The sequence below is a fragment of the Allobosea sp. 05T433 genome, from assembly GCF_056396065.1.
On sequence record NZ_JBFTKS010000006.1, the window covers coordinates 12,424 to 38,736 of the forward strand.

General features: G+C 63.7%; 18 protein-coding genes. 11 read left to right on the forward strand and 7 right to left on the reverse strand.

The genetic code is table 11. The features are described from left to right. Positions 1–418 precede the first annotated feature (418 nt). Together AC1DGP_RS09785 and AC1DGP_RS09790 are read right to left on the reverse strand one after the other, a co-directional pair. Positions 419–1,183, reverse strand: a complete 765-nt coding sequence (locus tag AC1DGP_RS09785) for a slipin family protein (RefSeq protein WP_441504461.1) — start codon at positions 1,181–1,183, stop codon at positions 419–421. After that, positions 1,180–2,580, reverse strand: coding sequence for an NfeD family protein (locus AC1DGP_RS09790; protein WP_441504462.1), 1,401 nt, complete (start codon positions 2,578–2,580; stop codon positions 1,180–1,182). The genes AC1DGP_RS09785 and AC1DGP_RS09790 overlap by 4 nt, the downstream gene beginning before the upstream one ends. A 298-nt stretch (positions 2,581–2,878) precedes the next feature. On the opposite strand from AC1DGP_RS09790, the gene AC1DGP_RS09795 reads away from it, so the two are divergent. Together AC1DGP_RS09795 and AC1DGP_RS09800 are read left to right on the forward strand one after the other, a co-directional pair. Continuing rightward, complete coding sequence (locus AC1DGP_RS09795) at positions 2,879–5,665, forward strand: UPF0182 family membrane protein (RefSeq protein WP_441504463.1); 2,787 nt, start codon at positions 2,879–2,881, stop codon at positions 5,663–5,665. 135 nt (positions 5,666–5,800) lie between these two features. Further along, complete coding sequence (locus tag AC1DGP_RS09800; RefSeq protein ID WP_441504464.1) at positions 5,801–6,199, forward strand: universal stress protein; 399 nt, start codon at positions 5,801–5,803, stop codon at positions 6,197–6,199. A gap of 155 nt (positions 6,200–6,354) precedes the next feature. Here the strand turns inward: AC1DGP_RS09800 and AC1DGP_RS09805 are convergent, their stop codons facing one another. Further along, on the reverse strand, positions 6,355–7,710 hold the full coding sequence (locus AC1DGP_RS09805) for a sugar porter family MFS transporter (protein WP_441504465.1): 1,356 nt from the start codon (positions 7,708–7,710) through the stop codon (positions 6,355–6,357). 139 nt (positions 7,711–7,849) lie between these two features. Between AC1DGP_RS09805 and AC1DGP_RS09810 the strand changes: the two genes are divergently transcribed. From AC1DGP_RS09810 to AC1DGP_RS09830, 5 genes are all read left to right on the forward strand, one after another. After that, on the forward strand, positions 7,850–9,187 hold the full coding sequence (locus AC1DGP_RS09810; protein WP_441504466.1) for a DegT/DnrJ/EryC1/StrS family aminotransferase: 1,338 nt from the start codon (positions 7,850–7,852) through the stop codon (positions 9,185–9,187). 31 nt (positions 9,188–9,218) lie between these two features. Next, positions 9,219–10,595, forward strand: coding sequence for a sugar porter family MFS transporter (locus tag AC1DGP_RS09815; RefSeq protein WP_441504467.1), 1,377 nt, complete (start codon positions 9,219–9,221; stop codon positions 10,593–10,595). An 86-nt stretch (positions 10,596–10,681) separates the two neighbouring features. Further along, complete coding sequence (locus AC1DGP_RS09820; protein WP_441504468.1) at positions 10,682–10,960, forward strand: hypothetical protein; 279 nt, start codon at positions 10,682–10,684, stop codon at positions 10,958–10,960. Continuing rightward, positions 10,947–12,575 carry a GMC oxidoreductase gene (locus AC1DGP_RS09825; RefSeq protein ID WP_441504469.1) on the forward strand — a complete coding sequence of 543 codons (1,629 nt, stop codon included), beginning with the start codon at positions 10,947–10,949 and terminating at the stop codon, positions 12,573–12,575. Before AC1DGP_RS09820 ends, AC1DGP_RS09825 begins: the two co-directional genes overlap by 14 nt. A 229-nt stretch (positions 12,576–12,804) precedes the next feature. Beyond that, a complete protein-coding gene (locus AC1DGP_RS09830) occupies positions 12,805–15,681 on the forward strand; it encodes a hypothetical protein (RefSeq protein WP_441504470.1) in 2,877 nt (958 codons plus the stop codon). A gap of 337 nt (positions 15,682–16,018) precedes the next feature. Here the strand turns inward: AC1DGP_RS09830 and AC1DGP_RS09835 are convergent, their stop codons facing one another. The 4 genes from AC1DGP_RS09835 to AC1DGP_RS09850 form a co-directional block, all read right to left on the reverse strand. Next, a complete protein-coding gene (locus tag AC1DGP_RS09835) occupies positions 16,019–16,366 on the reverse strand; it encodes a hypothetical protein (protein WP_441504471.1) in 348 nt (115 codons plus the stop codon). Between the two features lie 36 nt (positions 16,367–16,402). Then, positions 16,403–17,938 (reverse strand): serine hydrolase, encoded by a 1,536-nt coding sequence (locus AC1DGP_RS09840; protein ID WP_441504472.1) that lies wholly within the window; start codon positions 17,936–17,938, stop codon positions 16,403–16,405. 101 nt (positions 17,939–18,039) lie between these two features. Continuing rightward, positions 18,040–19,116, reverse strand: a complete 1,077-nt coding sequence (locus AC1DGP_RS09845) for a hypothetical protein (RefSeq protein ID WP_441504473.1) — start codon at positions 19,114–19,116, stop codon at positions 18,040–18,042. A 378-nt stretch (positions 19,117–19,494) separates the two neighbouring features. Further along, the gene (locus tag AC1DGP_RS09850; RefSeq protein WP_441504474.1) at positions 19,495–20,688 is read right to left on the reverse strand and encodes a serine hydrolase domain-containing protein; all 1,194 of its coding nucleotides are present in this window, start codon (positions 20,686–20,688) and stop codon (positions 19,495–19,497) included. 599 nt (positions 20,689–21,287) lie between these two features. Between AC1DGP_RS09850 and AC1DGP_RS09855 the strand changes: the two genes are divergently transcribed. The 4 genes from AC1DGP_RS09855 (at position 21,288) to AC1DGP_RS09870 (ending at position 26,291) form a co-directional block, all read left to right on the forward strand. Continuing rightward, entirely contained in the window at positions 21,288–22,223 is a 936-nt protein-coding gene (locus AC1DGP_RS09855) for an alpha/beta fold hydrolase (RefSeq protein WP_441504475.1), read from the forward strand. 221 nt (positions 22,224–22,444) lie between these two features. Then, entirely contained in the window at positions 22,445–23,344 is a 900-nt protein-coding gene (locus AC1DGP_RS09860; RefSeq protein WP_441504476.1) for a GntR family transcriptional regulator, read from the forward strand. Between the two features lie 150 nt (positions 23,345–23,494). Then, the gene (gene aptA, locus AC1DGP_RS09865) at positions 23,495–24,826 is read left to right on the forward strand and encodes an omega-aminotransferase AptA (protein WP_476832144.1); all 1,332 of its coding nucleotides are present in this window, start codon (positions 23,495–23,497) and stop codon (positions 24,824–24,826) included. A gap of 34 nt (positions 24,827–24,860) precedes the next feature. Further along, positions 24,861–26,291, forward strand: coding sequence for an NAD-dependent succinate-semialdehyde dehydrogenase (locus tag AC1DGP_RS09870; RefSeq protein ID WP_476832062.1), 1,431 nt, complete (start codon positions 24,861–24,863; stop codon positions 26,289–26,291). Positions 26,292–26,313 lie beyond the last annotated feature (22 nt).

Sequence of the window (26,313 nt, forward strand, 5' to 3'; positions counted from 1 at the left end):
CCGTCGTCATTGATCGACGGCCGATTGTGATCCGTTAGGTCGTGCCGCGCTCGAGCACATCGGTCTGAAGCGGAAGAAGTAAAATGCATAAATATCTGAACTTCATGGCCCGTTAGTAACAGGCTTAGGATTGCCGGCCGGCCCAGGGGCGGCGCAGGAAAATCCCGTCACGGCCATCGGCATCGCGCTGGAACCGGACGCAACAATGGTCAAACACGCGTAGGCTGCCAATGCCCGCCTACGCGAGGTTTTCCCAAAGGGCTACGCATTGGATGCAACGCACCGCCCGCACATCACGATGCTGCAGCGGTTCGTCCAGACGGCAGCCCTCGACAAAGTCTACGCTGCGGTTGGCGATGTCCTTGCCATTGAGAAACCACCTGGATTGGCGCGCCATTCTCCAACGCGATGACCAAGGTCACGTTGTTCCGCTCCGCTGCGGCTTCAGATGGTCGAGCAGATCCATTGGTACAGGAAAGACCACGGTCGAGGATCGCTCTCCCGCGATGTCGTGAAGCGCCGCGAAATAGCGTAACTGCATCGCCTGCGGTTCCTGGGCAAGTATCCGACCTGCCTCGACCAGCTTCTCGGCGGCTTGCTGCTCGCCCAGCGCGTTGATCACCTTCGCGCGCCGAAGTCGTTCCGCCTCGGCCTGCTTGGCGATGGCGCGCACCATGTTTTCATTGAGATCGATATCCTTGATCTCAATGTTGGTGACCTTGATGCCCCAGGCGTCGGTTTGCTGATCGAGAATCTCCTGGATGTCGGCGTTGAGTCTGTCCCGCTCCGCGAGCATCTCGTCCAGTTCATGTTTTCCAAGCACCGAGCGCAGTGTGGTCTGTGCCAGCTGGCTGGTCGCTATCATAAAATTTCCGACTTTGATGATTGCGCGCTCGGGATCGATGATGCGGAAGTATAGAACGGCGTTTACCTTGACGGAGACGTTATCGCGGGAAATCACGTCCTGTGGCGGCACGTCCTGAACCATCACCCTGAGATCGACTTTCACCATCTGCTGGACGAACGGAATCAGAATGATGAGGCCCGGGCCTTTCACGCCGGAGAAGCGTCCGAGCGTGAAGATGATACCGCGCTCGTATTCCCGCAGGATGCGAATGGCCGAAGAGAAGAATACGATCACGGCGATCGCGAGCAGTGCATAGATCAAACAATCGAGCATCACCGCGCACCTCCTTCGCCGGCGGTCAGTCCCGGCCGCCGACGCACCATCAGCGTCAGATCCATGATGCTAGCCACCTCGACCATCTCTCCTGGTCTGAAGGCTTCCGCGCTGCGTGCTTGCCAGCGCTCACCCTGTGTGAAGACGTGGCCTTCTCTGTCAGCCCAGTCGAGGACCTCGGCGGACAGGCCGCGCATGGCTTGTGCACCGACACGTGCAGGACCTTTGCGGGCTCGCCTGAGCGAACTGAATATGACGACAATCAGGCCAATGAACATCGCCGCCGCGATGCCAATGACCCACCATGACAAGCGATATCCCGGTGCTTCGACTTTGAAGAGCATCATCGCTCCGAGCACGAAAGCGATGATCCCACCGATGCCGACGATCGCAGTCGGAGTGAAGGCCTCGATCGTGAAGAGTGCGATCCCCAGCAGCATCAGCGCGAGGCCGGCATAGTTGATCGGCAGCATGTTGAGGGCATAGAGACCCAGCAGCAGACAAATCGTGCCGACCACCCCGGGCGCGATGGCGCCGGGAGACGCGAATTCGAAAATCAGACCGTAGACGCCGACCAGCAGAAGAATGAAGGCGACGTTGGGGTCGGTGATGACCGACAGAAATTGCGAGATCCATCCGGGATCGAGCGCCCCGATCGTTGCATCCTTCGTCGCCAGATGCCGGGTTTCGCCACCCGCAATTTCCACGACGCGACCATCGATTTGCTTGAGCAGCTCAGTCGGGTTGCGCGCGATGAGATCGATGACATTCGCCTGCAACGCAGCGCTGGCGGAAAGGCTGGCTGCCTCGCGGACAGCTTTCTCGGCCCAATCGGCGTTGCGTCCGCGCAACTCGGCCAGGCTGCGGATTGAGGCGACGGCATCGTTCGTCATCTTCGCCGTCATCGCATCCGTCGGCTCTGTTTGCTGGGCGCTATCTTTCTTGTCCTTGCCGTCCTTGTCGGTGGATTTGCTCGGCAGACCGGGTACCGGACCGCCGATCTGTACCGGCGTCGCCGCGCCGAGATTGGTGCCCGGCGCCATTGCTGCGATGTGCGTCGCATAGAGGATATAGGTGCCTGCGCTGGCCGCGTGGGCGCCGGAAGGAGAGACGTAACCGACGACAGGAATGGATGAGGCCAGCACGTCTGCGACGATCTCGCGCATGCTGGTCGCGAGGCCGCCCGGTGTATTCAGACGCAGAATGACAACTTCGGCGCGTCGTTCGTTTGCCTTGGCCAGAGCGTCTTTCACGTAACCGGCCGTCGCCGGTCCGATCGCGCCGTCGACGGAAATGATCAATGCAGCTCTGCTGTTCTCCCCCGTCGCGGCGGAAAGGGGAGAGAACGCCAATGCGGCGGCTGCAATTGCCGCGACAAGGGTCGCCTGTACCGTCTGCACAGCAAGGACTCCCTCAATCACGGCGATATGGGGGATATCCCCGACGACCTCAATATGATCGCGATTGCCAATCCGCAGTTCGCCGGCCGATAGCGGATGCGAGAGCCGCTGGAGATGACAGGCGGCGTCGCGAGGACGCGATCGGCTGATCCGGTCTGCCCCCAAGAGTTCGAAACAGCTTCACTCGTTCCACGGTCCCGGCGATAGAGTTTTGAGCATCGGCGTCGCGTCGCCTTGACGCGCGATCCTGATCACGAAGGAAGCGGCAGGCGTCCCTCATTTCCGCTATAATTGGACCATGACGATCGGGATCGCCGGACCCGGACGGAAGGCGCCACGGCAGAACGCCGTGGTCAGGCTCGTCATTGCGGCCGTCGTCGTCGGGCTTTGCCTTGTCCTGCTCGGGCTCGCGAGTGACTGGCTGGTCGATTGGCTGTGGTTTTCCTCGATCGGTTATCTGCAGGTCTTTTGGACAACAATCGAAGCTGAAGCTGTCGTCTTCTTTGCTGTCTGGACGGCGACTGCCGTCGTTCTTTGGCTCAACGGATGGCTGGCCGTGCGTTTTGCCCGGCGGCCGCCGATACAGGCTGTCGCCGGCCTCACGTGGCAACCCCCGGGCACCGTGCTGTTGCCCGATCTGCTCGCGCTCGCGCGCGATCGATTGCCCTGGCCCTGGGTTGTTGCAGGCGGTGCTGGTTTGCTCGCGCTGCTCGTCGCCGCGGCGGAAGCCGGCAATTGGGGCATCTTCCTGCGGTTTCTCTATCAGGTGCCATATGGCGCAGACGACCCGCTCTACAACAAGGACATCGGCTTCTATCTCTTCTCATTGCCTGCCTATTTCCTCCTCAAGAACTGGATGTTGCTCACGCTTGTTTTGAGCGCGCTCTTCGCCGGAACGATCTACTGGGTGCATGGCGAGATCGAATACGACGTGCCGCGGCGATCAATATCGCAGACAGTGATCGCTCACGGCTCGGCAGTGCTCGGTCTTCTCTTCGCGGTGAAGGCTTGGTCCTATGGTCTCGACCGCTATCTGCTGCTCTATGGCGATAACGGTGTGGTCGTCGGTGCCAGTTACACCGATGTCCATGTGGGGCTACCGGGCCTGTGGCTATTGATCGGGTTTTCGATCATCGCGGCGTTCGCCGCGTGGGTAAACATCTGGATGCGTACCTACTGGCTTCCTGCCGCAGCGTTCATGCTCGTTGCCATCGGCTCAGTCGTGCTGTCCGGCGCAGCCCCCGCGCTGTTCCGGCAGTTCTTCGTCAGACCAAGCGAGTTGCAGCTGGAGAAGCCGTATATCGAACGCAACATCGCTTTCACCCGGCAGGCCTATAATCTCGATCAGATCGAAGCCAAGCCGTTTGCCGCGGAACAGAAGCTATCTCTCGACACGCTAGCGGCCAACAAGGCGACAATCGAAAATATCAGGCTGTGGGACCAACTGCCCTTGTCGGATACTTACGCGCAGCTGCAGGAGATTCGCACCTACTACAAATTCCATGATCCTGACGTTGATCGCTACTGGCTCGATGGTTCCTACCAAAGCGTGATGCTTTCGGCTCGCGAACTACGGCCCTCGTTGCTGCCGCCGAATGCCCAGACATGGGTCAACCGCCACGTGCTGTTTACTCACGGCAATGGCGCGGTGATGAGCCCGGTCACCCGAAAGAGTACCGAAGGACTACCCGTCCTCTATTTGCGGGATATCCCACCCGTCGCAGACGGAGGTCCCAAAATCCTTGAGCCGCGCATCTACTACGGCGAAGAGAGCGACAGCTACGTCATTGTCAAGGGAAGCACACCGGAGTTCGATTATCCGAAGGGCAAAGACAATGTCTATGCGGCCTATGACGGCACAGGTGGCGTTCCGATCGGAGTGATGGCGAGCAGAATGCTGTTCGCCTATTACTTCAACGACCCGAACCTGCTCCTCTCAAGCTATATCACTGCCGATAGCCGGATCATGATCCGCCGCAACATCCAGGAACGGGTGCGAACGATCGCTCCGTTTCTCCGGCTCGATCATGATCCCTATCTGGTCATCAGCAATGGGCGGATGCTCTGGATGCAGGATGCCTATACGACGAGCTCCTATTTCCCCTATGCGCAGCCTGCGCAAGATGGCGATCTCAACTACATTCGAAATTCGGTGAAGGCTGTCGTCGATGCTTACAGCGGGGCCGTCGATTTCTACCTGATGGATCCCGGTGATCCGATTGCCGCGACCTACCAGCGCATCTTTCCGGGCCTGTTCAAGCCGTTCGCGGCCATGCCTTCAGACCTGCAGAAGCATATTCGCTATCCGGAGGACCTGTTCCTGGTTCAGGCGCGGCTCTATCAAACCTACCACATGGAGGCGGCCGACGTTTTCTATAACCGCGAAGATCTTTGGCAATTCCCCCTGCAACCGGGGGGCGGCGGCACCGCGATGATGACGCCCTATTACATCATCATGAGGCTGCCCGGAGAATCGCATGCTGAGTTTTTCCTCATGCTCCCGATGGTGCCCAGCCGCCGCGACAACATGATCGCGTGGCTCGCCGCGCGCTGCGATGGTCCGGGCTATGGCAAGCTGATCGTTTACGAATTTCCCAAGGAGAAGCTTGTCTACGGGCCGTTCCAGATCGAAGCGCGGATCAATCAGAGTACCGAGATCTCCCAACAAATCACGTTGTGGAACCAGATGGGTTCGCGGGTGATCCGCGGTGCGAACTTGCTCGTAATCCCGATCGAGAACTCGATCCTTTATGTATCGCCACTCTATTTGCGAGCGGAGCACGGACATCTGCCGGAGCTGAAACGTGTGATCGCAGCCTACGGTGAACACGTGGTGATGAAGGAAACACTCGCCGAGGCCTTGTCGGCGCTATTCATAGAGCCCGGTGCTGCGCCGGCAGCTTCACGCGCGACAGAGGGGATGCCCGGGACAAGGCCAGCGCCAAGTCAAGCACGGGAGGCGCTTGATCGCTACAATCAAGCAATGGAGCGACTGAAGTCCGGAGATTGGAAAGGTTTCGGTACCCAGTTCGATGCAATGCGCGGGATTTTGGAGGAAATGAACCGGGATTCCACCGGCCACTAATGCTTCGAATTCGCTGTTTTTGCGTGGCCTTCGGCCCGGAGCATTGGACATTGCGAACGCGGAGGTCGCGCACCTGGCTGCTGCGGGGAGGACGCCATGTATCAACACATTCTGGTTCCGACTGACGGTTCACCCTTGTCCGCCGCAGCCGTCGAGCAGGCCACGCAGCTTGCCAAGTCCGTCAGGGCCCGACTGACATTGCTCGCTGTAACGGAGCCCTTTCACATCTTCGCCTCTGAACCCGGCAGGGCGGTCGCGACGCTGGAGGACTACCAAGAGCTCACCGAAGCGCGAGCGAGGCAGTATCTCACCGCCGCCCAAGAGAAGGCTGCGGCCGCGGACATACGTTGCGACGCCATTCAGGTCGAGAACGAGCACCCCTATCAAGCCATTATCGACACCGCTGTTGCGCGAGGCTGTGACCTGATCGCCATGGCATCGCACGGCCGCCGCGGCATCGCTGCGATTGTGCTCGGCAGCGAGACCGTAAAGGTTCTGACTCATTCCAAGATTCCCGTTCTTGTTTATCGCTGAGCGCTCGGATCGCCGCCGAGAGCCGCGACCAGAAAATCGGTGAGACGGCCAGGAGCCGCGTCGGGTCTCCTCTCAACCGCTTGTCTTGGCGAGCACCGTCATCGCGCCCCGACTTATCGATGCGTCAGGGCGTGCCGGATCGGTTCGCCGCGTCCTCAGCCGCCGATACGCCGCAAGGGGCGTCCAGCCAGCACGGCCGCCTCGATCTCTTCGAGCCGGATACCGCGCGTCTCCGGGGTGAAGGCCAGGCAGAAACTGAGCGAGAGCAGGCAGACCACGAGGAACAGCGCGATCGCGCCGGAGAGGCCGATCGCTGCCACAAGCGACAGGAAGGTGAAGGCGATCAAGGCGTTGAAGAGCCAGCTCGTCGCCGAGGCCATGGCGATGCCGGATTCGCGGATCGCGGTCGGAAAAAGCTCCGACATCAGCACATAGGGCAGCGGGCCGAGACTCAGCGCGAAGGCCGCGATGAAGACTGCGAGGCCCGCCAGGCCGACCCAGGGCCAGCCGAGCTGGGAGGCGACGATGACCGCGGCGAGCCCGATCGCCATCGCTCCCGAGCCGAAGATCAGCAGCGGCCTGCGGCCCAGGCGATCAACCATGGCGATGGCCGCGATCGTGGCGAGGACATTGACAAGGCCTAGGCCGAAGGTAGCGGCCAGTGCGGCGGTTCCGGCGGAGAAGCCGAGCTCCTGGAAGATGCGGGGGGCGTAGTAGAGGATGCCGTCGATGCCGCTCAGGTTCTGCAGCACGAAGAGGGCGCTGCACAGCAGAAGCACAGCTACAGTGCTGCCGCGCCGGAGCAGAGCGCCGCGGCTGGCGCCGGCATGGGAGAGGACGGGCCGGGCCTCCCGCCATTCATCGGCGAGGCCGAGCGTTTGCGCCGCCTTCAGAACCGCTGCGTGGTCACCCCGCGCCGCCAGCCAGCGCGGGCTTTCGGGCAGCAGCAGGATTGCCAGCAGGCAAAGGCCAATGGGGAGGATGCCGGCGCCGAGCAGGATCGGCCAGGGCACGCGTGCTGCGTAGGCGAGCGTGACGCCATAGGCACCGAGAATGCCAAGGGTGATTGCGAGCTGGAACATCGAGACCACCGCGCCGCGCCGGCGCGCCGGCGTCGTCTCGGCCGCGTACATCGGTACCACCATTGAAAGCAGGCCGATGCACAGCCCGGCAAGGCTGCGTCCTGCCAGCAATCCGCCAAGTCCGAACCTGGCCAGGATCAGCGTATAGCCGAGCCCGCCGAGCGCGGCCGCCAGCATGATCGTCTGTCTTCTGCCCCATCGGGCCGAGATGGGGCCGGCCATGGCGGCGCCGACGAAGCAGCCGAGTACCAGGATCCCGACGACGAGCTGTTCCCCCCGTTCCGAAAGTCCAAACTCTGCCTTTATAAGATCCAGAACGCCGGAGACAGATGCTATACCGAAGCCGAAAGCAGTTCCGCTGGCGAATATGAGCATCAAGATCAATAATATTGGATCTCGTAATCTGTAAATCCAAATATTTCTAATCATTTCGAATTATTTCCAGAATTAAATGCCGGATTTGTTCTTCTGTTTCATGCTACAAGCGGTGCATTGGCGAGATCAACATCTTCCCGGATTTGATGGTCTGGCCGCCCCCAGGCCGACGAGCTGCCTACAGGAGATATTCATGACCGATCTGGCCGAGACAGGATCGCGGATTGGTCAGGAGCGGGCCAATCGGCTCGCCATCGACGGTGGTGTTCCGGTCCGGCGCGAGCCGCTGCCCTGGGAACTGCCTGGGGTCCACTGGATCGGCGAAGAAGAGCGCGAACTGGTCGATCGCGTCGTGCGCGCGCGCAGCCCATTCCGCTTCTACGGCCCCGATCCGCAGCATATGGTCGAGACCCTGGAGCGCGAATGGTGTGAAGCCTTCGGACATCGCCACGCGCTCGGGGTGTCGTCGGGGACGGCGGCTCTGACGATTGCGCTGTCGGCGCTTGGGGTCGGCCCGGGCGACGAGGTCTTCGTGCCCGGCTATCTCTGGGTGAGCTGCCTCTCGGCCGTGGTGCGGGTCGGCGCCATTCCCCGCCTGGTCGATATCGACGAGACCTTCTGCATCGATCCCGAAGATCTCCGGCGCAAGATCGGGCCCCAGAGCCGCGCGGTGCTGTGCGTGCATATGAGCGGAGCGCCAGGCCGCATCACCGAGATCGCGGAGATCTGTCGCGCCCATGGCCTGGGGCTGGTCGAGGATTGCGCCCAGGCGGCCGGCGCGCATGTCGGCGGGCTGGCGGTCGGGCGCTTCGGCGATATCGGCATCTTCAGCTTCCAACTGAACAAGAACATGACCTCTGGCGATGGCGGGATGATCGTCGCCGAAGATGATGCGCTGTTCCGGCGTATCGCGGCACTGCACGACCTCGGCTATCCCCGAAACGAGAAGGGCCGGCTCGACGCCTCCGACGAGGCCTGCCAGCTCTGGGGCATGGGCGCGCGCATGTCGGAGCTCGCGGGCGCGATGGCGCTGGCGCAGATGCGCAAATTGTCGCGCATCACCGGCGCGATGCGGGGCTCGAAATGGCGCATTCGCCAGCAGCTTGCGGATCTGCGCGGCATCAGCTTCCGCCATATCCCGGACCCGGCCGGAGATACCGGTCCGTTCCTGCTGATGCTGCTGCCCGATGCCGACCTGGCGCGACGCTTCGTCGATGCGCTGCGCGCCGAGGGAATCGCCGGGCCGCCCGGCAGCCTCGCCTGCATCACCATGCAGGAATGGGGCATGCATTGGTATTTCAACATTCCAAGTCTGGTCCAGCGTCGGTCCAACAGCCGGGACGGCTTCCCCTGGACACACCCCGCCAATGCCTTCGCCGAAGCCTATGATTACCGCGTTGGGGCGTTGCCGCGATGCGACGATTTCCATGCGCGCGGCGCCTTGCTCGCCATCGGCTCGACGCTGACCGAAGCCGACGAAAGCGACATCGTCACTGCATTCCGCAAGGTGGCGAACGGCCTGCTGCCCTGATGCGCGCCATTCCAGATCAACCAAGGCCGAGATGATGATCTATTTCATAGCCGCCATCGCAGGCATTGCCGGATTCCTGTTCGGCTTCGACGAGGGTGTCATCGCCGGCGCGCTGCATCTTCTGCGCGGCGAATTCGCGATCAGCCCGTTCGACGAGGGGCTGATGACCGCTGCCGTCCCGCTCGGCGCGCTGGGCGGGGCGCTGCTGGCCGGGCGCACCACCGAAACCTATGGCCGTCGTGCCCTGCTGCTGGTCGCCGCGGTGCTGTTTGCTGCGGGGGCGCTGTTCTCAGCCGCGGCTGGCGCGGTCTGGATGCTGACGGCGTCGCGTCTGCTGCTCGGGCTGGCCGTCGGCATCGCAGCGATGGTGGCGCCGCTCTACATTTCCGAGAGTGCGCCCGCCGAAAAGCGCGGCATGCTCGTCTCGATCTATCAGCTGGCGATCACGCTCGGCATTCTCGGTGCCTATGTCGTCGACTTCGCGTTCGCGGAGTCCTGGCGGCTGATGTTCCTGATGGGGGTCCTGCCGGCGCTCGCTCTGCTGATCGGCATGTATCGCATGGGCGACACGCCGCGCTGGCTCGCCCTTAAGGGCCGCACCGAAGAGGCGCGTCTGGCGATCGCGCGGATTCGCGACCTTGCGCCTCAGGATCCCGCGGTCGATGCCGAACTGGCGAGCATCCGGCAGGCGGTGCAGCAGCGGACGAGGCCCGGCACCTGGGCGGACTTGCTCAGCCCGTCGGTTCGCCCAGCGCTGGTGGTCGGCATGGGGTTGTTCTTCCTGCAGCAGCTCAGCGGCATCAATGCCGTCATCTATTATGCGCCGACGGTCTTCAAGGAATCGGGTTTCAACTCGACCTCGACCCAGATCTTGGCGACGGTCGGGATCGGCATCGTCAATGTCGCGATGACCTTCGTCGGAATGTATCTGATCGACCGGATCGGACGGCGTCGGCTGCTTTTCATCGGCTTTGCCGGAACGGCCCTCAGCCTCGGCATGATCGCCATCGCAGCGGCGACCGACGCGGAGGCGCTGGATATCCTCGCGACGATTGGCCTCGTGCTCTATGTCGCGGCCTTCGCAGCCAGCATCGGTCCCTTGCCCTGGGTGATGATGTCCGAGATCTTCCCGCTCAAGGTCCGAAGTCTCGGCATGAGTGTGGCTTCGCTCGCCAACTGGGCCTTCAACTTCCTGGTCGTGTTCTCCTTCCCCATGCTCGTCAGCAGCTTCGGTCTTGGCGGGGTTTTCGCGGTCTATGCGCTGGTCTGCGCGGCCGGGCTGGTCTTCACCTATCTGCTGGTCCCGGAGACCAATGGTGTCTCGCTCGAAGAGATCGAACGGCATCTGGAATCGGGGCGGCCGTTCCGGACGCTTGATGCGGGCCCGGTTCGGGTCGTGACGGCATGAGCCTCATGCCGCCGGTTCTCGACAGACAGCCGCAGGAGCACGTCGATGCAGCCGGAGGGGCTGCCTCCCAAGATGCGGAGCGGTTGATGGCCGCACTGATCGGGCTCAGTCCGTATCGCGCGGTCCTGCTTCCGCTTCTGACCGACATCACGCGGATTGCACGAGCCAACCGGCAGATCGGGGCGGCGCTCGTAGCGGTCGAGCAGCGCGCCGATTTCGCGCATACAGGGCGGTTGCGCCGCGCCGATCTCGGTCCTGACCGGACCGCGCTCTTCGGCTTCCTCGAATATATCCGCTTCGCCTCGCCGGATTTCTTGCGCTCAGTCGGGGAATGGCCCGTGGGAGGCCTGCGTGACCGAGGCTGAATTCTGCGATGTCGTGGTCGTCGGCACCGGGGCCGGCGGCGGCATTCTCGCCCACAAGCTCGCCAAATCCGGCTTGCGCACCATCTCGCTCGAGCATGGCGCAATGCTGCCGGAGGATCATTTCAAGACGACACTGCCGCCCGGCGTGACCAGGGATTTCGGCATCGATCCGAGTACGACCTGGCCCAGCGATCCGCATGACAGCCTCTTCGTCCACCCGCTCTTTGCCGATGGTACTGTTGGCTCGACGGCACGGCCGAAGGAGGGGTTCCGGCATTTCCAGGTCCTCGCCGTCAACGGACTGCAGAATCTCTGGAACGGCGTCAGCGTCCGGTTTTCGGCGGATGACTTCAAATCCTGGCCGTTCTCCTATGCCGATCTGGCCCCGCATTACGGCGCCGTCGAGCGCCTGATCGCCGTCTGCGGCACGAAGGAGGGCCTGCCGGACCTGCCGGACGGCGACTATCTGCCACCGAAGCCGTTGCGCCCGGCCGACCGGCTGGTCGTCAACGCGGTCAAGTCGCTGAACGACGCGCATTCCCATGCCATCCCGAACCGCAAGGCGATCAACACCCGGGCTGGAACCCCGACATCCTGCATCTCGACGGGGATGTGTACCTCGGGCTGCCCGGTCGGCGCGGTCTATAAATTCTCGACGCGGCTGCTGCCGCAGATCGTTGACCTGCCGAACTACGAGCTGCGGACCCAGGCAAAGGTGGTTCGCCTGCTCCGCGATGGCAGCAGCCGGCGGATCGATGGGGTCGAGTATCTCGACCTGGCGACCGGCGAGCGGCGGCTTCTGCGTGCCGGCGTCGTCGTGCTGGCCGCGGGAGCGCTCGAGACGCCGCGCATCCTGTTCAATTCGGCCGATGACGCCGATCCCGCCGGCCTCGGCAACCGGCATGGGCGCGTCGGGGCAGGGCTGCAGGACAATCCCAAGGTCGTGCTTTCCACCTCCCTGCTGAAGCTCTGGGGCAAGCGCCGCGATTACGACCTCGGCTATGGCGATCTGCTGATCCTGCTGTCGCAAGGCAAGCTTGCGAGTGGCGCGCCCTTCCCCTTCATCGGCCATGCCATCCACAGCGCGCCTGACGTGCCGCATTATCTGACCGCGATGCGCGGCTTTCCGCCCTTCCTGAAGGAACGGCTCGCGCGGATGATGTTCCACAGCTACGTCACGCTGGGCCTGTTCTGCCAGGGCGAGGCGACGCCTGGAAACCGGGTGCGTCCGGGCCGGAGCGTCGATGCCTATGGCGTCCCGCAGGTCGAGGTCGATTTCACCATTCCTGCAGCGAGCCATCAGATGATGGACGCGATGACGGTCTGGGGCAGGCGCGTGCTGCGGCGGGCCTCCGCCACGATGATCTACGCCAGCCGCGACAACAGCGGCACCGGCATCCATTATGCCGGCACCACGGCCATTGCGCAGGATCCGCGACGCGGCGTTGTCGATGCCGACCTGAAGAGCCATGACATCGACAACCTCTATATCTGCGATGGCGGGGTCATTCCTGAGCTCCCCGACAAACACTTGACGCTGACGATCATGGCGCTGGCCGACAGACTGGCTGGCCATCTGGTCAAGGTCGCGAAGCAGCAGCAGGTCACGGCGTGACGCCCGAGGTCGTGGCGAGAGAAATCGGGGACAGGAGCTGCTGCTCCTCCGATCAGAATGAGGCTGCGCGGTGAGTAGGAGGGATGCGCTTGCGCTCTGCTCATCTTGTGCGCAGCCTCAAACGGAATGTCGCCCGGGTTGATTCATGCTCCGCACGATCGCGCTATTTGTCTTGCTGGCCCTGGTGCCAGGACTTGCGTTCGCGTCCCAGTGTCCCGCTGAACGCCCGATGCCGCTCGTGCCGGCCGACGCTGCCCTTTGCGCCGCGCTCGACCGGGATATCCGAAGGCCCGGCGCCTTTCCTCTCGATGTCTACCAGGAAAAGCTCGGCCGCTATCTCGGCGCCTTCTGCCACCGCAACCTTGCCGCGGGCTGGCGCGTCGACAAGATGGTTCGCGATACCGGGCCGTTCACCGCGACGCTGCGCAACGACAAGACCAGCGGCAATTACCATGGCACCCATGCACCGGTGGTCATCTGGTACTCGCCGGAAATGTTCGGCTGGCTGAAGGCCAACCGGACGCAGGCCCATGAGGGGACAGCGGAGCCCCCCGTGCCTGACGGGGCGATGATGATCAAGGAGATGTTCCCGGCGCCTGCCGCATTGTGCCGCGATGTCGATCCGCTGCGGCTGCTGCCGACGAGCGGTGCGGCCGTGATGGTGCGCGACGCGAAGGCCTCGCATGACGGCTGGTTCTGGGGCTGGTTCGGATGGAGCGACTGGAAGCCCGATTGGCCGGCGGGGCCCGGCAACGGCTACCCGAACATGGGTTTCGGTCAGTACTGCGTGAACTGCCATGCCAGCGCCAAGGCCAATTCGACCTTCGCGGACCTGAAGAACATCAAGGGAGAGCCCGGGCGCCCGCTGGTCTTCCTGAGCCAGAACGCCTTCACCGACCGTTCCGCCCAAGCTCATGACGACCTGTCCGCGATGCTCAACCACCTGCGCATCGTGCAGGAATCCGACGACATCACGCTGCTCGGCGCTCCGGCCCGCGAAAGCCCTGCGCCCGAGTTCACCACTTTCTACGGCATCCCGTTTCCGCATCCGACCGCAGACAAGGTGATGCGGATGCCATCCCAGACCTATGACGTGGTCTGGGCCAGTGCGAACCGGCGCGAGGCCCAGCAGCAGTTCCTGACCTCGGACCAGTGCCTCGGCTGCCACGATGCCGGGTCGACCGGGTTGCATTTCGACATGACGCTGCCGGGGCCGGACGGCCGCTTCCTCAATCTTTCGCCCTATGGCACCTGGAGTTCGTCGCCCATGGGCCTGGCCGGACGCGACCCGGTCTTCTTCGCCCAGCTCGCAAGCGAGACGGAGACCTTCCATCCCGAAGCCGCCGAGCTCGTGCAGGACACCTGCCTCGGCTGCCACGGCGTGATGGGGCAGCGGCAGTTCAAGATCGACGAGAGAGCAAGGGGCAAGGGCTGCTCGCCGTTCCCGCGTGCCGCCGTCGCTGCCGTGCCCTGGCCCGCCGGCCATTCCGGCCTGGAGGCCCGGCACGGTGCGCTCGCCCGCGACGGCGTATCCTGCACAACTTGTCACGCCATGGCGCTGAGCGAGGCCGAACGGAGCCGGGTCAAGGCGCAGCCGCAGAACAGTTGCGTCGAGGAGCGCCAGGAACGGCTCAACCCGGAGAATACCGGCTTCGCCAGGACCTTCACCGGCAGCTTCCTGATGGGCGCGATGACCGAGATGAAGGGGCCATTCGAGGGCCCCAAGGCGAAGCCGATGGAGAATGCACTCGGCATGACGCCGCTGCAAAACCCCGCCATCAAGAGCTCGGAGGTTTGTGGCAGCTGCCACACGGTTCACCTGCCGGTGCTCGACAAGGGCAAGGTCATCGGACACACCTACGAGCAGACGACCTATGCGGAATGGGCGTTCAGCGATTTCCGTACCGGCCAGTCGCCCGACGGAGCGCTGCCATTCGGCGCCGGCAAGAGCCCCGAAACCTGCCAGGGCTGTCACATGCCCAGCCGCGATGCGGACGGACACCCGTATCGCAGCAAGATTGCCAGCATCCAGGAATATTCAAACTTCCCTCAGGCGGAGCACACCTTGCCGCCCGAGGAGATCGACCTGCCCGTGCGCTCCGGCTTCGCCAGCCATGTGCTGGTCGGTTTGAACTCGTTCCTGATCAAGATGGCGCAGCAGTTCCCGGAGCTGATGGGAATCCGGACGCAAGATCCGATGCTGACGAAGAAAGGGGTCGATCCGCTGCTCTTCACCGAGAAGGCGATCGACCACCAGGCTGCGGAACGCACCGCCGCGATCGCCGTCGAAAGCGTCAGGATGACTGAATCGGCGCTGGAGGCGTCGGTACGTGTCACCAACAAAACTGGGCACAAATTCCCGAGCGGCGTCGGCTTCCGGCGCGCATTCATCGCGTTCAAGGTGCTCGACACCGGCGGCAAGGCGATCTGGGCTTCGGGGCGCACTGACGCACTCGGCGTCATCACCGACGGGATGGGCGCGCCCGTCGCCGGCGAAGTCTGGTGGAATGCGGATTGCTCGGCCAGACTCGATCCGCTCGCGCATCAGCCGCATCGGGAGGTGATCACCCGGCAGGATCAGGTCCAGATCTATCAGGAGCTGGTTTCGAGCCCCCCGCTGTCCGGGCCGGCCCAGTGTGGCATCGGCTCCCAGCCCGCGGGGCAGTTGACCACGAGCTTCCTGTCGATCTGCTCGAATGTGAAGGACAATCGCCTGCTGCCGAGGGGCTATCTCGGGCGCGATGACCGGGTGAAGCTCGCGGCCTCCCTCGGCGCCGGCTCGGAACTGGCTGACGAGGCCGGACCTGTGCAGGTCGGTGACGATCCCGACTATCGGGAGGGTGGCGGCGACGCGACGCTCTATCGCATCGCCCTGTCGGAGATCGACGGTAAGCCAGCTGCCATCGAGGCGACGCTCTTCTACCAGGCGATGCCGCCGTTCTACCTTCAGGACCGTTTCTGCACCTCGAAGAGCGAGGATACCAAGCGGCTGCATTTCATGGCCGGGCGTCTCAACCTCGCGGGGTCCCGATCCGAGGGCTGGAAGCTGCGCACGGTGACGACAGGGGCCGTTACCATTGCGGGCGGTGCTCAGCGGCAAGATTGAATGAAGCGGATCGGCTGCGGCGTGCGCCAGCGGGGTCTCTCGCCGCGGAGTTGGTTACCCCACTATCGGTCAGGGCGAGAATGGCATCGCTGACCTTGCTCTCCGCAAACCCGGACGTCGGGTTCTGTGGGGCACGCGGCACGAAGCCGCGCGTCTTCGCACTTCAAGACCAAGGCTTCCGGCGCGGCGGGTTCGGCTGTCGATGGGATTGGCCGTTCGGCCTGCCCTGGAACCACGGCCCTGGTTGGGCATAGTCGCCGCCTCACGCTGGATCGGTCCAACGCGAGGCGGCGTAAGCTCAATGCCGCTCCCCGGATGATGGAGCGGTCGTCAGGTCTTACCAGCCACGCTGCTGCTTGATCATCTGCTTTTGCGCCTCCTTCTGGTGACGCCAGTAGTCCTTCTGCGCTTCCTGCTGCATTTGATAGTAATCGCGGATGCGCTCCTTCCGGGACGTCGTGTCCCGGTAACGCTGCCAGTCGTAGTGATTGTCGTGAACGTAATTGTCCTGATCGCCCAGGAAATCGATGATCCCGCGAAACATGTCGCCGGCTGGCAAGATATGCCGCTGCTCGCTCATGGCCTGAGAGGGAGCAGTGACCGGGGCCGCGTAAGCCGCAGCGGCAGCCATGCTCAGGGCAAGGACCAACGAAGTCCGGGCCAGCTTGTGGGAGAGGGTGCTCATGGGCTCGTCCTTGGAATGGCGCGGAAGGGTTCAGGCCTATTGGCCAGGCTGGCGTGTGAAGACATGCGGCAGTTCCGGAGACAGCCAGCGGAGTTCGGCGATGCTGCCGGAACCGTCGCGCTCGAACCGGATCTGGGTGAAGGGAACATCGCCGGCGATGGCCACGATCGGCTCATAGCCAGCTGTCGCCATGAGGCGCGCCGAAAACAGGTTCGGATCATCCTTGCTGGATACGAGCAGAGCGACCGCGTCGGTCTTTTCGAGAGTCATCTGCAGTTTTCCGTCGACGGCGGCGACCGTCGCCGTGCCGAGAACCGGAGAGACATAGCTCCCGACAAGTACGCCGGCAGAGGGAGCAAGCGGCCCTGGGATGAAGGCGGCCGCCTGTTTGCGCTGCAGCTCACGGTTTGTCCGCATGGCGGCGGCGGCGAGTGCGATGTTGTCGACCTCGGGATTGCCGAGAACCCGGTCGTAAAACCATTGCGCGAGCGCATCCGCCATGGCCGCATTGCCGAGATTGGTCAGGATCACGATGCCGGTCCTGCCATCTGGCAGGAAGCCGGCATGGGCGCCGAAGCCCGGGGTTCCGCCATTATGCCAGATCACGCGCCCGTTTGGCGTGGCGTTGACGACCCAGCCGACGGCATAGCTGACGCGCTCGCTCATCGCGACGCGCGGTGTCCAGGTGACATCGAGGTTCTCCTCGGAGACCAGGGCCTTCTCTCCGAAATGCCCGCGCCCGAGCTGCAGGCGCAGCCATTGGGCCATATCCTTGACATTGGAGTTGAAGGCGCCAGCGGGGCCGTACGCATAGGGGAAGGCAGCGTGGAACGGGATTGCGACCGGGCGCTCGGCAAATCTGTGGCCGGTGGCATGGTCGGCGGTTTGCGTGATGGCTTCCAGGGTGGCCGTCGTCGATGACATGCCAAGGGGATCAAGCAGCGTCCGCTTCACCGACTCGTACCAGCTTGGCGAGCCGTTCACCTTCGCCAGCACCTCGCCGGCGACCATGTGCGGGATGTTGAGATAGCCGAACTGCGAGCGGAAGATGCCCGTCTGCGGCGCGACGCGCAGAGACTGGATCAGCGTCTGCTTGTCAAAGCCGAGAAGGGTCAGGTCGTCATTGACGTAAGGGGTGAGGCCGGAGCGCTGCGCGGCGAGGTCGAGGATGCGGAAATCGCGCGAGATCCATGGATCGGCCAACTGGAAGGTGGGTATATGATCGATGACGGGATCGGCCCATTTCAGCCGGCCGGCATCCACCGCCTGGGCGAGCGACGTCGCGAGGAACGCCTTGGTCGTCGAGCCGATCTGGAAAATGGTGTCGGGCGTGACGCGGTCGGCCTTGTCGATCGTCTTGACGCCGAAGCCCTTGCTGTAGATGAGCCGGTCGTCGAAGACGATGCCGATGGCCATGCCAGGAACCGAGAACTCCTTCATCCCGGCAGCAGCCTGTTTCTCGAGGCCGGGCAGGAGCGCCTGAAGCCTTTCGCCTGTGATTTCCGCCTTGGAAGGATGAACGGCAGCGAGCGTGAAGAGCGCCGCAGCGACAAGACTACCGCAGTGTTTCATGGTTATCCACTTTCGGACAAAGTGCATTGACACGTCATTTGGTGCCAATATTTGGCATAAATGCCATGGAGGCTGGGAAGCAGGGATTTGGTGGTTTGAATCTAATGCCATGATGCTGATTTTTGTAAGAATTCAGAAGATGGTATTCGATCGATGATCCGCTCAAGTGATGTCAAATCTTTAAGTTTCGCTTCACAAAGGCCGGAGGACGAAGGCGCATTCAGGAAATCAACGATGCCGGAACCTAGTGCGACCGTTGCGGCATCGCCGCGATAGCCGAGCGCGGCCAATTCACTCTCGACCAGTGCCCCGTCCGCATCGAGATAGCCCGTGCGCGCGACCAGATCCTGGGCCTGGCCGCCATGCGCCCTCAGAAGCAGGATGCGGCAGGCGGCGGCCCGAGCGTCGGGATCATGCACTGCCGCGCCGCTGAGAATGCCGCCGATGAGATTGGCCGGCAGGGTGGGCAGGTTCAGCGCCAGAAGGAACAGCCGCTGCGTGTAGGAGCAGGCGAGGGCACTCTGTGCGGTACGGCCATCGCTCAGCAATTGCCCGCTCATGCGGACCTGACGGTTGAACAGGTTCTCGCTGTAGCTGATCTGCAGGCGCTGCATGGCATCGGCGTGGATTGCCACTGTCCCGATGATCAACCGGCCCGCCTCGACGCGAGACCAGGCCGGTGAGATCGCGAGATAGACGCCCTCCAGCCAATGCTCGCCGGGGCGCAGCCCACTTCGCCCGGCTACCGACGATTCGACTACGGTCAGGGCGGGGGGCGAGCCCGACCGTAGGCCTGCCTCGCTCCGCAGCGCCGAGAGCGCGGTTTCCGGCACGGCGAACTGGGTGCTGATCGCGTCCTGAAACTCATCGAAGGAGGACGAGGCGAGGAACGGAGCGGTCAGCATGCCGCCGAGCACCCGCGCCCAATCCTCATAAACGCTGGATGCGCGGGGCACGGCCTTGCCGCTGAGCCATTTATAGGCGTTCTGGGGCACGAACAGCGTCGTCCGATTGCTGGCCGCAAAGCGCGCGCAAAGTTCCTTGTGGGTCGAGCAGCCAAGCGCCAGTGACGTCAGCCTCAGCTTCAGGGCGAGGTGACGCGAGGCTGAGACAACCGGTGGCTGGCTATCCATGTCCGCCGGCCGTGTCGCGCTGCCATCCAGTCTGAATTGCTTCACCGCGCTCCCCAACGGTTGCTCTGGACGAGAGGCCGAAACTGGCGACCAAGCTCCAAGAAGGCGACGCCTGTGCGCTGCCCGTCAGGAGGCCGGCCGCCGCGGTCCTTGGAAACGGTGGATCTATGATTGAAGCTAAGTTGAAATCGCGGGCGAGCACCATGACCGTGCATCTCAACTTGATGACCGTCCGTCCAAGGCCGCCGACAGCCCTCGCTCCGCCCGAACTTGCCGTCTACAACGATCGGAGCGGACTGATCGGTCGGGGGCGAGCCAATCTGGCTTGGAGGATGACGGTCATCCCGCCGGCAACGGCGATGCGGTCTTCAGGAAATCCACTCCCCTTGTGGCTTCGGCCCACGCTTTCAGCGCAGTCGGAACCTAGAGAAATGGAACAGGGTGTTCGGGAGCCAGTTTGGCGGCGATGAGAGCGACCGTCGCATCGGCAAGATTGGGAGCGCGTCCACTCCAATCCTCGACAGAGGCGCGGGTGAAGGTGACCGCCACGGCAATGGTTATACGCCCGATTCTCGAGCACTCCTGCGGTAAGGTTCCGACGGCAGAGGCGTAGCCACCGAAAAGAGGGGTTTGAAACACCCAGTCGCCGCGCAGCATGGCGCCGAGCCCATAGTTGAAGCGCTTTGTCAGACTATGGCAGGTTGGGCAGCCTTCGAGCGGCACACCGAAGCCGATCAGGCGTGGCTCTATCATCTGCTTCAGCGATTGCGCGGAGAGAAAGCCAGCGCTTCCGACGATCGTGTCGAAGCTGCGGGCCATGTCGTCAATCGTCGTGACCTGGATCGCACCGGCAGGCAACGTCCATGACGGATTCCAGTAGGTCGCGTCCTCCCACACGCCGCGCTCTGCCGTGAAGGCGTGGATGGCGGGTTCTGGGATCGTCGCGTTGTCGAATCCGAAGGTGCCGCCAAGTTTGAGTGGTGTCAGGATGTACTCGTCCATCAGGCGATGCATCGGCTTGCCCGTGGCCGCCTCGAGAACCTGCCCGAGAATGACGTACCCGCTATGGGAATAGTCCCAGTTTTCTCCGGGGGCAAAGCGCCTCGCCTGGGACAGGCTTACCGCGATGAGATCCTGCGGCTTCCACGTCCTGAAGGGATCCTCGATGAATGGCTTCACGAATTTTTCGTCATTGGCGACATGATCGGGATACCCCGCCGTCATGTTCGCCAGCATACGGATGGTCGCCTTGCCTGAGGCGGGCAGATCAGGGAGCCAGCGCGAGATGGGCATGTCGAGATCGACGATGCCTTCCTCCGCGAGTCTCAAGGCAAGCGCTGCAATATATGTGAGGGCCACGGCCCCGTTGCGGAAACGCCCATCTATCTTCGCCGGCACGCCGGTCATCGCTTCGCCAAGCGCGAGGCTCGTCACGTCCTTGCCGTCGATGCGCACCTGCAAGAGAAGCGAATTCAGGTGGTGCTTTTCGAACTGCGCAGAAGCGATTGAGCGGATCTCTTCCAGGCTCCTTAGGTCGAGTTCCTGCGCCTGCGCGATTGGCCATGATGCGCCGACGCAGCCCATGAATATGACAGCGAGCCTAGCCGCAAAGAACATTTGGCGCCCCAAAAGCTGAGGGTTGCGAAGGCAATGGTCGCGAGAAGGACGTCGCCAGGATCATCGCCGAACGGATATCGCGGAGCTGACGATGGCGAGCTTTGGGGCATGCCGCAGTCGCTACGGGCGTGGGACAAGGGGAAACTTCGATTGAAACTAAGGGGATATCGTTGCCAGGCACCATGACCGTACATCCCAACTTGATGACCGCGCGTCCGGGATCGCCGCCTGTTCCTGCGCCCGAGCGGCCTTACCCCTGCAGCGATCGGAACCGGACTGATCGGGTGGAGGTGCCGAGAGTTGGGATGGGCTCTGAATGCACGAAGCCGACCTGATCTGCCTCTTGAAACGTCCTCGGTGCACCGGCCAAATCGGCCGGCCTGCGTGCATGCTGGAGTAAGGGCTCTCCAAGGTCGATCTCGACACGTTCGGCGAGGCTGCCTGGAATGCAGCCAGTGAGGCGAAGCCGAAGTTCTGCTTCGGAAGGCCCTCGTTTGCGTCGCAAGCCGTCGCTGCCTAACCTCCGTGGCCGAGCGTTTGCCGTGTGGGCTCGCTGATCCAGTCAGGGATGCCGAATGCCGCGCCGGAGAGCCCGTTCAATGTCACCTCAGTGCGTCCTCCTCCTGATGATCGGCCTTGTTGCCTCATCAGGCTCAGCGCTTGCGGAGAGCGGCGATGTCTCAGGCGTGGTCAACGTCGACGGCAGCCGCAAGATGTACCTCGGATGTCGTGGCATGGGGGCTCCTGCCGTCGTCATCGTGGCAGGCGCGAGAGCCTCCGCCGCTGATTGGACCCAGTCCGAGCCAGGCAAGGTGAACGTCTTTTCCGCAGTGGCGGGGTTCACGCGGGTCTGCGCCTACGACCGGCCGGGAACTCCGGTCGGCGAAGCGCCGAGCCGCACCGACCCGGTCTCGCAGCCGGTCACCGCGCGGGCAGCAGTCGCCGATCTGCATGCGCTGGTGACCGCTGCCGGCATCGCGACGCCTTTCGTGGTCGTCGGGCATTCCTATGGCGGCCTCGTTAGCCGGCTCTATGCGATGACCTATCCCGACGAGGTGAATGGGATGGTGCTCGTCGATGCCTTGTCAGAGGGGCTTCGGGCAGCGCAGGCCCCTCGTGAATGGGCGATCCAACGCGTGCTGCTCGATGGCGACCTGACTGAAGCCCTCAAAGTCTATCCGGCGATCGAGCGAGTCGATGCGAATCTCAGCTTCGATCAACTGCTCGCTGCCGAGCCGCTCCGACCGATGCCTTTGACCGTGCTGAGCGCGGATCACCCCTGGGGACCGCTCGTCCCGGGGCTTATCGCCGATGGCCGGCTGCCTGCCGACATTCCTTCCGATTTCGGCTACGTCACCGACAGGGCGCAGAGGGAGGCGCAGGCAAAGCTCGCTGCACTCGTGCCGGGCGCCAGGCATGTCACGAACACCGACAGCGGCCACGAGATCCACAAGGAACGGCCGCAGCTCGTGATCGACGCCATCCGCGACGTTGTCGACGCCGCGCGTGACGGCAAGGCCAGCCGGGCGCCGTAACGCCAGCATGCGCCGCCGCGTTTCATGGGAACTTCGCTGAAGGCCTACACGCGAGAGACTGCACGTCGCGAACCCGACGAGAGTGTGCCAAGGATCGGCCGGTAAGGTCGACAGAGGGGAAGCTCAATCTGGATAGCAGCACGAGAGGTCGTGATAGGGTTCGGTTCTCGTTGAAAAAATAATGCAATTCGGCTAGGGCTGCGGCGCACGGAGTCGTCTTGATGAATGAGCGTTCGCTTCCCCGCCAGACATCGCGGAAGCCCAGCAATCTCCATACCGCTCTCGCGAAGCGAATTCTGGCCTGCGCCGCCGAGAAGCAGTGGTCGGCCGGCTTCCACCTGCGGGAGGCCGAGATTGCCCGAGCTTTCGAGGTTTCACGTACTCCGGTGCGGGCCGCGCTCGGCCTGCTGGCGGAGCAGGGCGCAGTCGAAGCGCGCGCGAACCAGGGCTTTTTTCTTGCGCGGGACGGCAAGGATCTCGAGGCCGCAGAGCGCTCCCTGCCGAGCGCGCGCGACGAGGACATCATTCATGCCATCCTGCGGGATCGCGAGGCTGGCCGCCTGCCCGAGAACCTCATCGAAACCGACCTCCTGCAGACCTATCAGATCGGCCGGAGCGCGCTCGGCAAGGTTCTGCTGCGGCTTGCGGAGGATGGGCTGATCAAGCGGCGCCGCGGTCACGGCTGGAGCTTCGTACCGTCGCTCGCTTCGCCTGAGGCGCGGGAGGAAAGCTATCGCTTCCGCATGATGATCGAATGCATGGGGCTGTGCGAGCCGAGCTTTCGGGTCAACAAGCCGGCCTTTGCCCGAAGCCGGGCAGCGCATGATGCTTTCATCGCCGATCTCGACCATACGCCGTCCGCAGAGCGCTTCTTCGAGATCAATGCCGGCTTTCACGGCATGCTCGCCGCCTGCTCCGGCAATCGCTTCGTCGTCCAGGCGATGGAGGCGCAGAACTCCCTGCGGCGCCTGACCGAGTACGCCGATTACGGCGGCCTCGATCGGGAGGCGTTGCTGCGATCCTGCCGGGAACACCTGGCGATCTTGGATGCGCTCGAGCAGGGCGACACGAACTGGGCGGCGACCCTGATGCGCCAGCATCTGACGCGCGCGCCGCGCTGAGCCGGTCTTTCCTTCCCCGCGGCTGAGCCGAAGGCGTCACGCCTTTGCATTCGTGAGATTCGGTTGGCCCGAGCGCGGCCATCATGCTTGCTTGACATTGTATTATTTTTGCAAAAAGATCAAAACAACATCCAGCGTTCCCGAGGTTCAATCTTGCTCGCTTCTGCCGCCACCCGCCCGAATGACCTCGATGCCCATTGGATGCCGTTCACGGCCAATCGGCGTTTCAAGAGTGATCCGCGCCTCTTCGTCGGAGCCGAGGGCAATTATTACCTGACGGCTGACGGGCGCCGGATCCTCGACGGCATGGCGGGACTCTGGTGCGTGAATGCCGGACATGGCCATCCGCGGATCAAGGAGGCGATCAAGGCCCAGGTCGACAGGCTCGACTACGTCTCCTGTTTCCAGATGGGGCATCCCGACGCCTTCACGCTGGCGAGTCGCATCGCCAACATGATGCCGAAGGGGCTCGACCATGTCTTCTTCTCCAATTCGGGCTCGGAAGCGGTCGACACCGCGCTCAAGATCGCGCTGGCCTATCACCGCCAGCGCGGCGAGGCAGGGCGTACCCGCCTGATCGGCCGGGCGCGCGGCTATCACGGCATGGGCTTCGGCGGGCTCTCGGTCGCCGGCATCAGCCGGCATCGCCGCGATTTCGGGCCCCTCCTGCCGGGTGTCGCCCATCTCCCGCACACGCTGGACCTGGCCAGGAATGCCTTCTCGCGAGGCGAGCCCGATCACGGCGCTGATCTCGCCGAGGATCTCGAGCGGCTCGTGCAGATCCATGATGCGTCAACGATCGCGGCTGTCATCGTCGAACCGGTTGCGGGCTCGACCGGCGTGCTGCCGCCGCCCAAGGGCTATCTCAGGCGCCTGCGCGAGATCTGCGACAAGCACGGCATCCTGCTGATCTTCGACGAAGTGATCTCGGGCTTCGGGCGGCTCGGCGCCTCCTGCGCCGCCGAAGCCTTCGGCGTCATTCCCGACATGATCACCTGCGCCAAGGGGCTGACCAATGGCGCCGTGCCGATGGGGGCGACCATTGTCGGGCCGCATATTTACGAGGCCTTCATGACCGGGCCGGAAGGCAGCATCGAGCTCTTCCACGGCTATACATATTCGGGGCACCCGCTCGCCTGCGCCGCGGGCCTGGCCACCCTGCAGGTCTATGAAGAGGAAGGGCTGTTCGAACGCGCGCGGCGGATCGCGCGCCACTGGGAGGATGCGGCGCATGCCCTGAAGGGCGCGCCGCACGTCATCGATATCCGCACTATCGGTCTCGTGGCCGCGATCGAGTTTGAACCGCGGCCTGGCGGAGCGGGGCAGCGCAGTTCGGAATGCGCCGAGGCTTGTTTCCAGGACGGTGTCCTCGTCCGCGCCGGCGCCGACCTGCTGGTGCTGTCGCCGCCGCTGACGATCGAACCCGACGAGATCGACCGCCTCTTCGCCAGCATCCGCAAGGCGCTCGCAACCATCGCCTGATCCGGCCCATCCCCGTTTGAAGAGGTTGCGCGACGTGAGCGCCTATCCCGAGATTACCCTGCATATCGGCGGCGCGGCTCGCGCGGGCTCCGGCGCCCAGATCGAGATCCATGATCCTGCGTCCGGCGACATCCTGGCCACGGCGCGCCTGGCATCGGCAGCCGATCTCGACGACGCGCTGAAGGCTGCCGAGGCGGGCTTTTCTGCCTGGCGCGCGGTCTCGGTCTTCGAACGCTGCCGTATCCTGCGTCGCGTCGGCGAATTGCTGCGGGCGCGTCAGGACGCCATTGGCGAGGTGATGACGCGTGAGCAGGGCAAGCCTCTCGCCGAGGCGCGCGGCGAGGTGGCCGCATCTGCCGAGGTCTTCGACTGGTATGCGGAGGAAGGGCGACGCGCCTATGGTCGGGTCGTTCCAAGCCGCACGGCCGGCGCCCGGATGATCGTGGTGCGGGAGCCGATCGGCCCCGTTGCCGCCTTCGCGCCCTGGAATTTTCCGGCGCTGACGCCGGCGCGCAAGATCGCCGGTGCGCTGGGTGCCGGCTGTTCGATCATCATCAAGCCGTCGGAAGAAACCCCGGCGACCTGCCTTGCCCTGGTCGAGGCCTGCGTCGAGGCGGGCGTGCCGGCGGGCGCGATCAACCTCGTCCTGGGAGATCCGCCAACGGTCTCGCGGCATCTCGTCGGCTCAGCGGTGATCCGAAAGGTCTCGTTCACCGGTTCCACGGCGGGTGGGCGTGCGGTTGCAGCCCTGGCCGCCCAGGGGCCCAAGCGCGCGACACTGGAACTCGGCGGCCACGCCCCCGTCCTGGTGTTCGATGATGTCGATGTCGAGGCGGTGGCTGCGCTCGGCGCCCAGCGAAAATTCCGCAATGCCGGCCAGGTCTGCGTCGCGCCGACACGGTTCTATGTCCACGAGGCGGTGCATGATCGCTTCGTCACCGCCTTCGCCTTGGCCGCCCAGCGGATCAAGGTCGGCAATGGCCTCGACCAGGGCATCGGCATGGGGCCGCTTGCCAATGCCAGGCGGTTGGAAGCGGTGCATGGATTGATCGAGGATGCCCAGCGCCATGGCGCCAGGCTTATCTGCGGCGGTGAGCGCATCGGCAATCGTGGCTTCTTCTACGCGCCGACCGTTCTCGCCGATGTGCCGGAGGCTGCGGCGATCATGAGCGAGGAGCCCTTCGGACCGGTGGCTCCGATCGCCCGCTTCCGCGATCTGGACGAGGTCATCAGTCGTGCCAACGGCCTGCCGGTCGGGCTCGCCGCCTACGCATTCACAGGCTCCTGCTCACGGGCCCTGGCGCTCGGCGAACGGATCGAGGCCGGGATGGTCGGCATCAACCGCTTCGAGATCGCTGCGGCGGAAACCCCATTCGGCGGGGTCAAGGACAGCGGCGACGGCCGCGAGGGCGGCACCGAGGGGCTCGACGCCTATCTTGTCACCAAGACGATCAGCCAAGCCTGAGACGACCGGAGAAAGACGACCT